Consider the following 15,078-nt stretch of genomic DNA (forward strand, 5'->3'; position numbering starts at 1 on the left):
TGATTTTACGATTCAGTGGAGGCAATTTTGAATAAAAACATGAAGATCCTTATTGTTGATGATTTCTCAACAATGCGCCGTATTGTTAAAAACCTGCTTCGTGACTTGGGTTTCAATAACACTCAAGAAGCGGACGATGGTTTAACCGCATTACCAATGCTGAAAAAAGGTGACTTCGATTTTGTTGTAACTGACTGGAACATGCCAGGTATGCAAGGCATCGATTTGCTTAAACACATCCGCGCGGATGCAGAACTTAAGCATCTGCCAGTTCTAATGATCACGGCTGAAGCGAAGCGTGAGCAGATCATTGAAGCTGCTCAAGCAGGTGTAAACGGCTACATTGTTAAGCCATTTACTGCTGCAACATTAAAAGAAAAATTAGATAAAATTTTCGAGCGTTTATAACTCTCTCTTTCTCTTTGTTATTCGAGTCATTCATACCAATTATTAAATACCTATTAAATGACTCGTTTAGCGTTTTCAAAGTGATAAGAAGAACTAAACGTAAAAGGGTCTATTCAGAATGATCTCACTAGAGCAGGCGAAGTCACTCGTTCAAATGCTAGAAAACGGGGAACAAGACCAAGCCAATATGCTTGTTGCCTCGATCTACGAAGGTGCCGATAACCCAATGCTGCAAGAAATTGGAGCGTTAACTCGAGACCTTCACGAATCACTCAAGCAGTTCAGTCTCGATCAGCGCATGACCGAAATTGCGAAAGACGAAATCCCTAACGCTAGGGATCGTCTCAATTATGTGATCGAGAAGACAGAGCTTGCAGCCAACAAAACAATGGATGCGGTCGACTGCTGCCTTCCTATCGCTGACAACCTGCATGATTGCCTTCTAAAAGTTCGTCCTCAATGGAATGAACTCATGCACGGGCGCATAGAATTAAGCGAATTTAAAGCACTGTGCCACCGAATCGACGGGCTATTAGTGCAAGTCGAAGGTGACAGCACTGAATTGCGCGGCCAATTGACCGAAATTCTCATGGCGCAAGACTTCCAAGACCTAACTGGCCAAATCATTCGCCGCGTAATTACATTGGTTAATGAAGTTGAAGGCCGCTTAGTGGAAATCCTAACCGTATTCTCTGGAAATAAACTTGAAGAACACATTCAAGTTTTGTCAGAACCGGCAGATAAAAAGAATACACAAACAAGCGAAGCCGAAGGCCCGATTCTTCATCCAGAACTGAGAGAAGATGCGGTTTCATCGCAGGACGAAGTCGATGACTTGTTGTCCAGTCTTGGATTTTAAAGGTAACGTATGAGCTACGATTTAGACGAAGATATTCTTCAGGACTTTCTCATTGAGGCTGGGGAAATTCTCGAGCTGCTTTCTGAGCAGTTGGTTGAATTGGAAAATAACCCAGAAGACAAAGACTTACTTAATGCTATTTTCCGCGGGTTTCATACCGTAAAAGGCGGTGCCGGCTTCCTTTCATTGGCAGAGCTAGTCGATACTTGTCATGGTGCGGAGAACGTGTTCGACGTTTTACGAAACGGTCAACGCACGGTAACGCAAAACTTAATGGATACGATGCTAAAAGCCTTGGATACGGTTAATACCCAGTTCCAGGCTGTTCAAGATCGTGAGCCGTTAGAAGCTGCGGACCCTGAGCTTCTTGAAGAACTTCATCGTCTATGCAAACCTGAGTCAGAAGATGAAGTAGCGGCAACCGTAGTTGAAGAACCAGTGGCTACTCCAGAGCCTATTATTCCCGAGCCTATCATCGAAGAACCTGCTGCGCCGTCAGCACCATCAAGTGTCGGCTCTGTTGATGAAATTACCCAAGACGAATTCGAAAAGCTACTTGATGAGCTTCATGGTAAAGGTTCAGCGCCAGGCACCTCAATGTCTGCGACACCTACAACGCCATCTGAACCGCCTCAATCGAGTGCACCATCAGTTGAAAGTGGTGATATCACTGATGATGAGTTTGAACGTTTACTCGATGAACTGCACGGTGTAGGAAAAAGCCCTTCTACGGCAGAGGCTGCTGCATCTGTACCAGTAGAGCCACCTAAAGCGGCAGAGCCTTCCGCTCCAGTGGCATCTTCATCAAATCAAGACAGTGACTTAATGACGGACGAAGAGTTCGAAAAGTTACTCGATGAGCTACATGGTTCAGGTAAAGGTCCAACGCTAGAAGAATTGGACATGGCAACGAAGCCTGCTTCAGCAAACGTAGAGCAAAGCCCTGCGAAACCTGAGCCTGTTGCTAAGCCAGCACCTGTTCAAGCAGCGCCAGCACCAAAGCCAGAATCTAAACCAGTCGCGGTAAAAGAAGAAGCCAAAGCACCAGCGGTTAAAAAACCTCAGGCTGAAGCAACCGTTCGTGTTGATACCTCGACGCTTGATACCATCATGAACATGGTGGGTGAGCTCGTATTGGTGCGTAACCGTCTACTAAGCCTTGGTTTGAATAGCGACAACGAAGAGATGTCCAAAGCGGTCGCTAACCTTGATGTGGTAACTGCGGATCTACAAGGCGCGGTAATGAAAACGCGTATGCAGCCAATTAAGAAAGTGTTTGGCCGTTTCCCACGCGTTGTCCGTGACTTGGCTCGTAACCTAAATAAAGACATCGTGCTAGAAATGCGCGGTGAAGAAACCGATCTCGATAAAAACCTTGTAGAAGCATTGGCCGATCCGTTGATTCACTTGGTGCGTAACTCGGTTGATCACGGTATTGAAATGCCAGACGCACGCGCGAAGGCAGGCAAATCACGCACAGGTAAAGTGATTTTGTCAGCATCGCAAGAAGGGGACCATATTGAACTATCCATCGTAGATGATGGTGGCGGTATGGACCCGAACAAACTGCGTGGCATCGCGGTGAAGCGTGGCATGATGGATGAAGATGCGGCGGCACGTTTAACAGATAAAGAGTGCTTCAACCTTATCTTCGCACCTGGCTTCTCAAGTAAAGATAAAATTTCTGACATTTCTGGTCGTGGTGTGGGTATGGACGTGGTTAAGACGGCGATCAATACCTTAAACGGTTCAATCGATATCGATTCTGAGCTAGGCAAGGGCACTAAGATTACGATCAAAGTACCACTAACATTAGCGATTTTACCGACTCTGATGGTTGGTGTTGGCGGTCACCCTTTTGCTCTACCACTGGCTTCGGTGAGTGAAATTTTCCACTTGGATCTTAGTCGTACAAACGTGGTAGATGGTCAGCTGACGATTATTGTGCGTGAGAAATCTATCCCACTATTTTACTTACAAAACTGGTTGGCATCCAAATCGCAAAACGTCCAAGAGCGTACTGGTCACGGTCACGTGGTGATTGTACAGATTGGTAACCAGCGCGTTGGTTTTGTTGTGGATACGCTTATTGGTCAAGAAGAAGTGGTTATTAAGCCACTCGATAATCTATTACAGGGCACTCCAGGTATGGCTGGTGCGACAATTACTAGCGATGGCCATATTGCATTAATTCTAGATGTGCCTGATTTACTTAAGCGATATGCTGCGGCTTCACGCCTTTAAGCAAAGCTGACGTTATTAAAAGGAATAAGATGGCGATTAAAGTACTAGTCGTTGATGATTCGAGTTTTTTCCGACGTCGCGTGAGCGAAATCATCAACTCAGAATCGCGCCTAGAAGTGATTGACGTTGCGGTAAATGGTAGAGAGGCGGTTGAGAAAGCCAAATCTCTCAAACCTGACGTCATCACGATGGATATTGAAATGCCAGTGATGGATGGCATTACAGCTGTACGTGAAATAATGGCCGCTGCTCCAACGCCAATTCTAATGTTTTCGTCCCTGACCCACGACGGGGCGAAAGCTACGCTTGATGCGCTAGATGCGGGCGCATTGGACTTCTTACCGAAAAAGTTTGAGGACATTGCGCGTAACCGTGAAGAAGCGGTGTCATTACTTCAACAGCGTGTGATTCAGATTGCCTCAAAGCGCGCTTTCATGCGTCGACCTATCGCTCGCCCAACAGCGAGTACCAGCACGACTACTCGATCATTAGGTTCAAGAACGGCTTCACCTGTGACTCCAACACCAACTCGACCTGCTGCGACAAAGTACCGTGCTTCTGGTAAGAAGTATCAACTGACGGCAATTGGCACATCAACAGGTGGCCCCGTTGCTCTACAAAAAATTCTGACGCGCTTGCCGATGAACTATCCGCATCCGATTGTATTGATTCAACACATGCCAGCAACGTTTACTGCTGCGTTTGCCAGTCGTTTGAACACCTTGTGTAAGATTCAAGTGAAAGAAGCACAAGATGGCGATGTGTTACAGCCCGGTGTGGCATACCTTGCACCAGGTGGGAAACAAATGATGGTGGATGGACGAGCGGGCGCTGCTCGTCTTCGCATTATTGATGGCGGCGATCGCATGAACTACAAACCATGTGTGGATGTGACTTTTGGTTCTGCCGCAAAAGTATATGGCGACAAAGTGCTCTCTTTAGTGTTGACAGGCATGGGTGCAGACGGTCGTGAGGGCGCTCGCATGTTGAAGTCTGCAGGCTCAACTATTTGGGCACAAGATGAAGAAAGTTGTGTTGTTTATGGCATGCCCCAAGCGGTTGCTAAAGCAGGCATTTCTTCAGAAGATTTACCGCTTGACCGCATCGCTGAACGCATGTTGGTGGAAGTTGGCCTAGCTTAGGATTCATCATGATTGTTTGGAGTGTAGCTAACCAGAAAGGAGGCGTGGGTAAAACCACCTCAACAGTGACATTGGCGGGCTTATTGAGCCAGAAAGGCCATCGAGTATTGATGGTTGATACTGATCCTCACGCCTCACTGACTACTTATCTCGGTTATGATCCTGATGCAGTAACTTCGAGCCTATTTGATTTATTCCAGTTGAAGACGTTTTCTCGTGAGACGGTTAAACCGTTGATTTTAGAAACAGAGCTGGAAGGAATGGATATCATTCCCGCGCATATGTCCCTTGCCACGCTTGATCGCGTAATGGGTAATCGCAGTGGTATGGGATTAATCTTAAAACGGGCGCTGCAAACTGTCTCACAAGACTATGACTATGTGTTGATTGACTGTCCGCCAATCCTTGGCGTGATGATGGTGAACGCGTTGGCAGCCAGTGACCGAATTTTGATTCCTGTTCAAACAGAGTTTTTGGCAATGAAAGGTCTAGAGCGCATGATGCGTACGCTAACCATTATGCAAAAATCTCGCCCGGGCGGTTTCAAAGTGACTATCGTCCCAACCATGTACGATAAGCGCACGAAAGCGTCATTGCAGACATTGATGCAACTGAAAAAAGATTACCCAAATCAAGTGTGGACCTCAGCGGTGCCTATTGATACCAAGTTCCGCGATGCCAGTTTAAAGCACTTGCCAGCTTCGCATTTTGCATCTGGTAGCCGTGGTGTGTTTGCCTATAAACAGCTACTGATTTACCTGGAGAGGTTGGCGTTCGATGAGCAGTAATGATGTGCTGTCCAGTGAACAAGCACTTGATGACTACTTTAATGCATTACTGGATGATGAAACTGAAATAACGACTCTTGAGGAAGACCTTGACCTGTTGGCTCAAGAGGTATCATCTGCAGAGCCAGAGCCAGAGCCAGAGCCAGAGCCAGAGCCAGAGCCAGAGCCAGAGCCAGAGCCAGAGCCAGAGCCAGAATTGCAGCTACAATACTCGGAGCCAGAAACGTACCAGTTTCAAGAAACATATCCGCCAGAGTTGGAAGCTCCAAACCTGGAAGATGTTCAAAGGCTATTAAGTCAGCTTGAAGCAAGCAACCCAGTGGCTGAGTTGGATATTGATAGTATTCTTGAACAAAATACGATTGATATTGCAGCAGAGATAAAAGCGGCTGAGCCTGAGGTACAAACCTTTAGTGAGGTGCCTGAGCTTCAGGGTGTTGAGGAAATACAGGACTGGGTGATTGATGAGCCAGTTTTTGAAGAAGCTCAACCAGAGGTGGATGAACCTCACGCAGTGATCGAACAAAGTATCAATATAGAATCGAACGTCGATACTGAACTCGAAACACAAGCAGATTCCGATATACCAACGGCCTGGGAGAGTACGAAGCGAAGTGAGGACTTCCAAGTTCTTTACTTTGATGTGAATGGTGTCACGTTTGCTGTACCTCTTGATGAGTTAGGTGGTATTCATCGCATTAGCGAGCTTAACCATTTGATAGGAAAACCCGCCTGGTATTTGGGGCTACAAACAAATCGCGAGCAACAGTTTGATGTCGTCGATACCGCGAAATGGGTGATGGCAGATAAGCTTCGTGATGATAGCTATAAAGATAACTACCAATATGTCGTCATGCTTGGTGAGAGCATGTGGGGGTTGGCCAGTAACCAATTAATGGGGACTGAAACGCTTAATATCGACAAGGTTCGCTGGCGTGAGCAGGCGGGTAAACGCCCTTGGCTAGCGGGCATGGTAAAAGAAAAAATGTGTGCCTTAATTCATGTCCAGGCGCTCATTGACATGCTAAACGCCGGTTTAGATGTCAAATCACTGAATTAGATTTAAGTCGGGAACGACATTAACGAGGATTAACTATGTCTCAAGCTTTTGAAGTAGAAGTGAAGAAAGATGCATCGAATGACGAAGTTCTTCAGTGGGTGACGTTCCAGCTAGAAGAAGAAACGTACGGCATCAACGTAATGCAAGTTCGTGAAGTACTTCGTTATACTGAAATTGCCCCTGTTCCAGGTGCACCAGATTATGTACTTGGTATCATCAACCTACGCGGTAATGTAGTTACTGTTATCGATACACGTTCACGTTTTGGCCTGATGGAAGGCGAAGTCACTGACAACACTCGTATTATTGTGATCGAGTCTGAGCGTCAAGTGATTGGTATCTTAGTAGATAGCGTGGCAGAAGTTGTTTATCTGCGTTCTTCTGAAATTGATACGACGCCTTCAGTTGGTACCGACGAGAGTGCGAAGTTCATCCAGGGTGTGAGCAACCGTGACGGCAAGCTTCTTATCCTTGTGGATTTGAACAAGCTGCTAACAGATGACGAGTGGGACGAGATGGCTCACCTTTAATGGCTGAATGATGATGGCTGAAGAGACTCTTTTATCTGCTCCATTCCTTGCGGGTGGCGTCGCATTTATCGTGTTAGTATTGGTTGTTTTGCAACTGCGGATTCGCTCGGGGTTACAAAAGCAGTTAGATCAACAACGAGCTCAATCTCGACACGCAGATAAAGAAGTGCAAAAGTTGAGTAAGCAGTTACTCGAAGTGCGCTCGGTTGTTGTTGGTCTTGGACAAAAAGTGACCGAGCAACAAGACATTATTCAGCACTTAAACGAGAGAATTCGCGAACTCGAACACGCTGATACTGATGGTCGCTTGTACAGTCGCGCTTCTAAAATGGTACAGCTTGGCGCTGATATCAACGAGCTGATTGAAGAGTGCGAACTACCAAAAGCCGAAGCTGAGTTGATGCTTTCACTGCAGAAGAAACTGGCGGGGAAAGAGAAGATTCCACCATTAAGTGGTCAGCCATCAGATGACTCAGAATATCCAACGCGTGGACGTCGTCGACGCTAAAGGTTATCAAGCGAAAAAAAGAGGCGTTATTACGCCTCTTTTTTTGTTTTTAGCCTCTAATGCTCTTCTTAAATACAACCCTAGACAACCTTCAGTCGATCTTGCTCTTAGTTCTGGCCTCTCAAATTCAAAATGAGCGCTTATAACTACTTATAGTTAATTTTATTAAAGTGTGATGATTAATTAACAAAAATACATGAACTTACATGTAACCTAGCCCTCTTATCCTGTTTTGTCATAACTAAGCTGTGCTAATATAGCGGCTCGTTCATTTTTTAGTTGAAGCTCTATGTTAGAAGTGTCTAACCTGACAGCAATCCGTGATGAAAGGGTTCTGTTTGAAAACCTGCAGTTTGAAATTAAGCCTGGTGAATTGGTCCAGATCGAAGGGCGTAATGGTACTGGTAAAACTACATTGCTACGGATTGTGACAGGGTTAGGTGATAGAGAAGAAGGTGTCATTAAATGGAAAGGAGAAGAGGTTGAAAAATCTCGTGATGTTTTCCATCAAGATCTGCTTTTCTTAGGACATCAAACAGGAGTGAAGCGAGAGCTTACCGCATTAGAAAACTTACGTTTTTATCAATCTATTCAAAATAATCGCTCTTCAGACGAAGAAATCTTTATCGCTTTGACTCAAGTAGGATTAGCTGGTCGAGAAGATGTGCCTGTAGCACAACTTTCCGCAGGTCAGCAACGACGAGTCGCATTGGCAAGGTTATGGCTCAGTAAGCAAATTTTATGGATCTTAGATGAGCCGTTGACTGCCATTGATAAGCAAGGTGTCAAGGTGCTTGAATCTTTGTTCGCAAGTCATGTTGATAATGGCGGTATTGTTGTGTTGACGACGCATCAAGATATGTTTGCGGACAGCCCGAAACTTAGAAAAATAAAGCTGGGTGACTGATATGATTTCCTCGATGACCACCATCATTCGTCGTGAGCTCCTAATCGCATTTCGCCGTCAGGCAGACATTCTGAACCCGCTGTGGTTCTTTATTATTGTCATTACTCTCTTTCCTCTGAGTATTGGACCAGAGCCTAATTTGTTAGCACGTATTGCAGCGGGCATCGTTTGGGTTGCCGCATTGCTGTCCGCCTTATTATCATTAGAGCGTCTATTTCGTGATGATTTTCAAGACGGTGCACTAGAACAAATGATGCTAATGCCGATTCCATTGCAACTTGTAGTGGTTTCAAAGGTCATAGCACATTGGTTGTTAACAGGGTTACCTCTGATTTTAATTAGCCCATTATTGGCGGTTTTACTTTCGCTCGACTTCAATACTTGGCTATCGGTTGTATTAACCTTGATGATCGGTACACCAACACTAAGTTTTATTGGCGCCATTGGTGTGGCGTTGACTGTTGGGTTGCAAAAGGGTGGCGTTCTTTTGAGTTTGCTTATTCTTCCGCTCTACATCCCAATTTTGATTTTCGCAACATCGGCAATTGATGCTGCCGCACTCGGTATGGCGTATAACGGTCAACTAGCGATTTTAGGTGCGATGCTAATGGGGGCGATGACATTAACGCCTTTTGCCATCAGTGCCGCATTACGAGTTAGTGTCAACTAACTCAATAAAGTGCCAATGAAGCGGCGCTTGATCAAAGAATTATTATTAAAGCACTGCTACGGTCTCAACCCTTTAGACAGTGTCCCTGAAGTAAGAGTGAGAACAAAACATGTGGAAATGGCTACATCCTTATGCCAAGCCAGAAGCAGCTTATCGTTTGAGTGGTAAGTTTCTGCCTTGGTTTTCTGTATTGGCCCTCGTATGCTTATCGGTTGGTACGGTTTGGGGGCTTGCATTTGCGCCTTCAGATTACCAACAAGGTGACAGTTTCCGAATCATCTACATTCATGTCCCATCAGCTATTTGGTCTATGGGCGTTTATATGTCGATGGCGATCGCTGCATTTATTGGCCTAGTATGGCAAGTTCGCCTATCTGATATGGCGGCACTTGCGATGGCTCCGATTGGTGCAGTATTTACTTTTATTGCTCTACTTACAGGTGCTGTTTGGGGCAAGCCTATGTGGGGCACTTGGTGGGTATGGGATGCCCGTCTTACATCTGAATTGATTCTGCTATTTCTCTACCTTGGTGTGATTGCGCTCTACCATGCGTTTGACGATCAAAAAACCGCTGCAAAAGCCGCTGGTATCTTAGCGATCGTAGGCGTAGTAAACCTACCTATCATTCACTTTTCCGTGGAATGGTGGAACACGCTTCATCAAGGTGCGACGATCACGAAATTTGAACAACCTTCTATTTCATCCGACATGCTTTGGCCGTTATTGCTGAACATCTTTGGCTTTGCGTTCTTCTTTGGTGCCGTGACGATGGTCCGTTTTCGTAACGAAATCATCAGTAAAGAAAGTCACCGCCCTTGGGTGCGCAAACTCGCAACAGAACAAACTCAGTGAGGTAACTGATTATGCATTTTGAATCTCTGAGCGACTTTTTTGCCATGGGTGGCTACGCATCATACGTATGGAGTGCGTTTGGTATTACTTTCTTATCCATGCTGATTCTTCTGATCACTAGCCTTCGCCGCGGTGATGCATTATTGAAAGAAGTGAAAGCAAAAATTGACCGTCAAGCTCGTATCGACGCAGCGAAGAACATGGAGAACACCTTATGAACCCGAGACGTAAAAAGAGGCTAGGTATTGTACTAGCGATCTTTATCGGTATTAGTGCCACCATTGGTTTGATACTTTATGCGCTTAACCAAAATATGGACCTTTTCTACACTCCAACGGAATTGGTTAATGGTAAGCCAGATGGCACCAAGCCAGAAGTAGGCCAGCGTCTGCGTATCGGTGGAATGGTGGTTGTGGGCTCAGTTCGTCGAGATCCTAATTCTTTGAAAGTGAGTTTTGACCTGCACGATGTCGGTCCGAAAGTGACGATTACCTATGACGGTATTCTTCCTGACTTGTTCCGTGAAGGGCAGGGTATTGTTGCTCAAGGTGTACTGAAAGATGCCACGACAGTTGAGGCATTTGAGGTCCTAGCGAAGCACGATGAAGAATACATGCCACCAGAAATTGCAGAAGCGATGAAGAAAACGCATGAACCGCTTCAATACAGCACCGAACAGAAACAAGGAAGCGGCCAATGATTGCTGAAATCGGTCACTTTGCTCTCATTCTTTCGCTTGCAATGGCAGTGTTGTTGAGCGTATTGCCATTGTGGGGAGCATCGAATAATAACACCATGCTCATGAACACAGCGCGACCGCTATCTTGGTCTATGTTCCTGATGCTGTTGTTCTCTTTCGCCATTTTATGTTGGGGATTTTATACCAACGACTTCACGTTACAGTATGTAGCGAGCAACTCGAATAGTCAGCTTCCTTGGTACTACCGTTTAACCGCAGTATGGGGTGCGCACGAAGGTTCACTGTTGCTGTGGGTTTTAATCCAAGCTGCTTGGACTGTCGCTGTAGCGACGTTTAGTCGTGGTATGCCGCAAGAGTCGGTTGCACGTGTACTTGCTGTTATGGGCATGATCTCAGTAGGTTTCCTACTGTTTATCATCCTAACGTCAAACCCATTCCTACGTACGTTACCGTTCTTCCCGGTTGACGGACGTGACTTGAACCCTCTGCTTCAAGATCCTGGTTTGATTGTTCACCCGCCAATGCTTTACATGGGCTATGTTGGTTTCTCGGTTGCATTCTCTTTTGCGATCGCATCCCTAATGACCGGACGCCTTGATACGGCTTGGGCTCGTTGGTCTCGTCCTTGGACAACCGCAGCCTGGGTATTCTTAACACTTGGTATCGCACTAGGTTCTTGGTGGGCTTACTACGAACTTGGCTGGGGTGGCTGGTGGTTCTGGGACCCAGTAGAAAACGCATCATTCATGCCTTGGTTAGCGGGTACCGCATTAATGCACTCTCTTGCCGTGACAGAAAAACGCGGCACATTTAAAGCGTGGACGGTACTATTGGCAATCTCTGCATTTTCGTTGAGTTTGTTGGGCACCTTCTTAGTCCGTTCCGGTATTTTAGTATCGGTGCACGCGTTCGCGTCTGACCCGTCGCGCGGTATGTTTATTCTAGGCTTCCTCGTTTTCGTTATCGGCGGCTCTTTATTGCTGTTTGCCGTAAAAGGGGCAGCAGTGCGTGTACGAGGTAACTTCGACTTAGTCTCACGTGAAAATGCGCTCTTAGCCAACAATGTATTACTTATCGCCGCTCTTGTTGTGGTGTTAGTGGGGACACTGTTGCCGCTCGTACACAAGCAGCTTGGTTTGGGGTCGGTCTCTATCGGTGCGCCATTCTTTGACATGCTATTTGCGTGGTTAATGATGCCATTTGCTTTTCTGCTTGGTATTGGTCCTCTTATTCGTTGGAAGCGAGACAATTTATCTAAACTTGTGAAACCAATGCTCGTTTCAGGTGTGCTTGCTTTCGCCTTGGCCGCGCTATGCGTGTACCTGTTTGCCGATTTCTTCTCAACCATGGCTTACATTGGTTGGGTGATGGCGATTTGGATTATTGCGATGCATGGCTTTGAACTGTACGAGCGCGCAACGCACCGTCATAGCTTTAGTGAAGGTGTTCGCAAGCTGCAACGTAGCCACTGGGCAATGATGTTGGGTCATGTTGGTCTGGCGGTATCTGTTATCGGTATTGCGATGGTACAGAACTACAGCATCGAGCGTGATGTACGTTTAGCACCTGGCGAACACTTCCAAATTCAAGGCTATGATTTCTACTTCTCAGGCTTGCGTGATAAAGATGGTCCAAACTACGATGGCTACATCGCAGACTTTGAGATCACACACGATGGCAAATACGTGAATACGCTTCACGCAGAGAAGCGCTTCTACCGTACGGCTAAGTCTATGATGACTGAAGCAGCCATTGACCGTGGTATTAGCCGCGACTTATACATTGCAATGGGTGAACGTTTAGACGACAACCGATCTTGGGCTGTTCGTATTTACTATAAACCGTTCGTTCGTTGGATTTGGGCTGGCTCTTTGATTATGGCATTAGGCGGCGCACTAGCGATTTCTGATAAACGCTACCGCTTCCGTAAATCGCCGAAGAAAAACGCGAAGTCAAAAGAGCAGGAGGCATAACATGAATAAGAAAATCTTATTTATTCCGCTTGTCGCTTTCATGATTCTAGCGGGCATTTTCGCAACCCAATTAATGCGTAATCAAGAGGGCGATGATCCAACTAAATTGGAGTCGGTTTTGGTTGGCAAGCCAGTTCCTGAATTTCATTTAGAAGATCTGGCTGAGCCTGGAAAACAGTACGACCAATCAATTTTTAAAGGTGAACCGTTGCTCTTGAACGTTTGGGCAACGTGGTGCCCAACGTGTTATGCAGAGCATAAATACCTAAACGAATTGGCGGGTAAGGGCGTTAAGATCATCGGTATGAATTACAAAGATGATCGTAATAAAGCAATAGGTTGGCTGAATGATCTCGGCAACCCGTACTTGATCAGCCTATTTGATGGCAGTGGTATGCTTGGCCTTGACCTTGGTGTTTATGGTGCTCCAGAAACATTCATTATTGATGCAAATGGTGTGATTCGCTATCGCCATGTAGGGGATGTAAACCCACGTAATTGGTCAGAAACACTGGAGCCGCTTTACAACAAATTGGTTGAGGAGGCGAAGCAATGAGAAAGCTAATTCTTGCCGTTTTTGCTGCGATGACATTATCTCTTGCTGCTCATGCGGCCATTGAAGTGTACGAGTTTGATAATTTGGAACAAGAACAGCAGTTCAGAGAGTTAAGCCATACGCTCCGTTGCCCTAAATGTCAGAACAACACGATCTCGGATTCTAACGCTGAACTTGCTCAGGACTTACGCCATAAGGTGTACGAAATGACCAAAGAAGGTAAGTCCAAAGATGAGATCGTTGATTACATGATCGCCCGTTACGGTAACTTCGTGACTTACAACCCACCATTTACGGTCGCGACTGCGATTTTGTGGCTAGGGCCACTTGCTGTAGTACTGGGTGGTTTTGGTTTGATTGTACTGCGTAGCCGTAAATCTAAAGTTAAGGCAAAAGCGAGCAGTGACGAGCAATGGGATGAGCAAAAAGAAGCTCGTTTAAAAGCATTGCTTGAAGAAGAGAACAACGGAGATAAGAAGTAATGACACTATTTTGGATTTCCACCGTTGCTCTCACGCTTATTGCTTGTGCGCTGGTGGCTTTGCCGCTGCTTAAACAAAAAGCGAACAATGATGATGTGTTACGCGATGAGCTTAACAAGGCATTTTATAAAGACCGACTATCTGAGCTTGCAGAAGAAACTGACGAAGGTCTGGTTGAAAGTGAAGACGAACTGATTTCTGATCTAAAGCAATCACTGCTTGACGATATCCCTGGTGATAAAGCGCAAAAAGAAACCAAGGTTTCTCCAATCGCGGTTTTAGTTCCATCGGTAATTCTGACGGTGGTGCTGAGCTATGGTTTGTATTATAAATTTGGCGCGTCAGACGATATTGTTCAATGGCAAGAAGTGTCTGCAAATCTACCTGAGTTATCGAAAAAGCTGATGTCGGCTTCTTCTGAGCCGCTGAGTGACGATGAAATGGCGGATTTGACCCTAGCCCTTCGAACTCGCTTACATTACCAGCCGGAAGACTCGACAGGTTGGTTACTGCTAGGTCGTATTGCGTTAGCAAATCGTGATGTCACCACGGCGATCGATGCGATGGAAAAATCATACCGCCTAGAGCCCAAAGATCCTGATGTGATGTTGGGTTATGCACAAGCTCTGATGCTGTCTCAAGAGGAAATGGATCAAGCGACGGCTCGCTCATTACTCGGCAAGCTGATGCAGCAAGACTATGTCGATCTGCGTGTGTTTTCTTTGTTAGCGTTCGATGCGTTTGAGCGTCAAGACTTCCCGGCAGCCATCAAGTACTGGGGTATCATGCAACAAATGATTGGTCCAGAAGATAGCCGCTACGAGATGTTGTCACGCAGTATTGAGAGTGCTCGTAAGCAAATGGGCGAAGCGGTTTCACCGGATAAGAGTGTAGCTGTGACAATTAATGTGGCACCAAATGCTCAGTTGGATCCAAACGCAGTTCTGATTGTGTCAGTACATCGTTCAGATGGCTCCCCAATGCCTGTGGCTGCTGCTCGTTATCCGCTAGGTACTTTCCCTCGCACAGTCGTATTAGATGACGGCAATGCCATGATGCAAGGGCAAAAGTTATCTTCACTCGATAAGCTAATCGTCCGTGTGCGTGTAGATTCTGACGGTAACGTAGCAACGCGTGATCAAGATTGGCACGGAGAAAGTGACGTCGTTGAATTTGGCGCACCAGTAGAAGTGACCATTGATCAGCAGTATTAATTGTTAACATCTGTCTCTGAAACATGACAACGAGGTAGAGTCAGTTGCCTTTAGTGGTATGACTCTAAACGATCGAGTAGAATACCGAAGGCCAGCGATTGCTGGCCTTTATTTATTCCCATATCTGAGTCATCTTTACTATGTATCCTGCTCAACATACGTACAATGGTTAATCGGGGTGACT

17 protein-coding genes are annotated in these 15,078 nt (G+C 46.0%); all 17 read left to right on the top strand.

All coding sequences use genetic code 11. From position 1 onward, the window contains the following. Nucleotides 1-39 precede the first annotated feature (39 nt). The 17 genes from cheY to ccmI all read left to right on the top strand — a co-directional run bounded on the left by cheY (nt 40) and on the right by ccmI (nt 14,894). Entirely contained in the window at nt 40-408 is a 369-nt protein-coding gene (gene cheY, locus R7Z50_RS12595) for a chemotaxis response regulator CheY (RefSeq protein ID WP_017635949.1), read from the top strand. Between the two features lie 118 nt (nt 409-526). Next, on the top strand, nt 527-1,267 hold the full coding sequence (locus tag R7Z50_RS12600) for a protein phosphatase CheZ (RefSeq protein WP_005380502.1): 741 nt from the start codon (nt 527-529) through the stop codon (nt 1,265-1,267). Between the two features lie 9 nt (nt 1,268-1,276). Continuing rightward, nucleotides 1,277-3,511 (top strand): chemotaxis protein CheA, encoded by a 2,235-nt coding sequence (locus R7Z50_RS12605; RefSeq protein WP_213911038.1) that lies wholly within the window; start codon nt 1,277-1,279, stop codon nt 3,509-3,511. A 29-nt stretch (nt 3,512-3,540) separates the two neighbouring features. Then, entirely contained in the window at nt 3,541-4,653 is a 1,113-nt protein-coding gene (locus R7Z50_RS12610) for a protein-glutamate methylesterase/protein-glutamine glutaminase (RefSeq protein WP_025767174.1), read from the top strand. Nucleotides 4,654-4,661: 8 nt separating this feature from the next. Next, on the top strand, nt 4,662-5,441 hold the full coding sequence (locus R7Z50_RS12615; protein ID WP_005380505.1) for a ParA family protein: 780 nt from the start codon (nt 4,662-4,664) through the stop codon (nt 5,439-5,441). After that, nucleotides 5,431-6,501 (top strand): chemotaxis protein CheW, encoded by a 1,071-nt coding sequence (locus R7Z50_RS12620; RefSeq protein ID WP_318136413.1) that lies wholly within the window; start codon nt 5,431-5,433, stop codon nt 6,499-6,501. Before R7Z50_RS12615 ends, R7Z50_RS12620 begins: the two co-directional genes overlap by 11 nt. Before the next feature lie 35 nt (nt 6,502-6,536). Then, nucleotides 6,537-7,031, top strand: a complete 495-nt coding sequence (locus R7Z50_RS12625; protein WP_005380507.1) for a chemotaxis protein CheW — start codon at nt 6,537-6,539, stop codon at nt 7,029-7,031. 13 nt (nt 7,032-7,044) lie between these two features. Continuing rightward, on the top strand, nt 7,045-7,539 hold the full coding sequence (locus R7Z50_RS12630; RefSeq protein ID WP_025767176.1) for a DUF2802 domain-containing protein: 495 nt from the start codon (nt 7,045-7,047) through the stop codon (nt 7,537-7,539). A 289-nt stretch (nt 7,540-7,828) separates the two neighbouring features. After that, complete coding sequence (gene ccmA / locus R7Z50_RS12635; protein WP_064368701.1) at nt 7,829-8,446, top strand: cytochrome c biogenesis heme-transporting ATPase CcmA; 618 nt, start codon at nt 7,829-7,831, stop codon at nt 8,444-8,446. A 1-nt stretch (nt 8,447) separates the two neighbouring features. Beyond that, a complete protein-coding gene (ccmB, locus tag R7Z50_RS12640) occupies nt 8,448-9,116 on the top strand; it encodes a heme exporter protein CcmB (RefSeq protein WP_005380512.1) in 669 nt (222 codons plus the stop codon). A 109-nt stretch (nt 9,117-9,225) separates the two neighbouring features. After that, nucleotides 9,226-9,969, top strand: coding sequence for a heme ABC transporter permease (locus R7Z50_RS12645; protein WP_005380513.1), 744 nt, complete (start codon nt 9,226-9,228; stop codon nt 9,967-9,969). 11 nt (nt 9,970-9,980) lie between these two features. Then, a complete protein-coding gene (gene ccmD, locus R7Z50_RS12650; protein WP_005380515.1) occupies nt 9,981-10,187 on the top strand; it encodes a heme exporter protein CcmD in 207 nt (68 codons plus the stop codon). Continuing rightward, entirely contained in the window at nt 10,184-10,669 is a 486-nt protein-coding gene (ccmE, locus tag R7Z50_RS12655; protein WP_005380516.1) for a cytochrome c maturation protein CcmE, read from the top strand. The genes ccmD and ccmE overlap by 4 nt, the downstream gene beginning before the upstream one ends. Next, nucleotides 10,666-12,642, top strand: coding sequence for a heme lyase CcmF/NrfE family subunit (locus R7Z50_RS12660; RefSeq protein WP_017635943.1), 1,977 nt, complete (start codon nt 10,666-10,668; stop codon nt 12,640-12,642). The genes ccmE and R7Z50_RS12660 overlap by 4 nt, the downstream gene beginning before the upstream one ends. Before the next feature lies 1 nt (nt 12,643). Further along, the gene (locus R7Z50_RS12665; RefSeq protein WP_005380518.1) at nt 12,644-13,198 is read left to right on the top strand and encodes a DsbE family thiol:disulfide interchange protein; all 555 of its coding nucleotides are present in this window, start codon (nt 12,644-12,646) and stop codon (nt 13,196-13,198) included. Beyond that, on the top strand, nt 13,195-13,680 hold the full coding sequence (locus R7Z50_RS12670) for a cytochrome c-type biogenesis protein (RefSeq protein WP_318149112.1): 486 nt from the start codon (nt 13,195-13,197) through the stop codon (nt 13,678-13,680). The genes R7Z50_RS12665 and R7Z50_RS12670 overlap by 4 nt, the downstream gene beginning before the upstream one ends. After that, the gene (gene ccmI, locus R7Z50_RS12675; protein WP_017820807.1) at nt 13,680-14,894 is read left to right on the top strand and encodes a c-type cytochrome biogenesis protein CcmI; all 1,215 of its coding nucleotides are present in this window, start codon (nt 13,680-13,682) and stop codon (nt 14,892-14,894) included. Before R7Z50_RS12670 ends, ccmI begins: the two co-directional genes overlap by 1 nt. Nucleotides 14,895-15,078 lie beyond the last annotated feature (184 nt).

It is taken from the genome of Vibrio sp. 1249-1 (assembly GCF_033340495.1).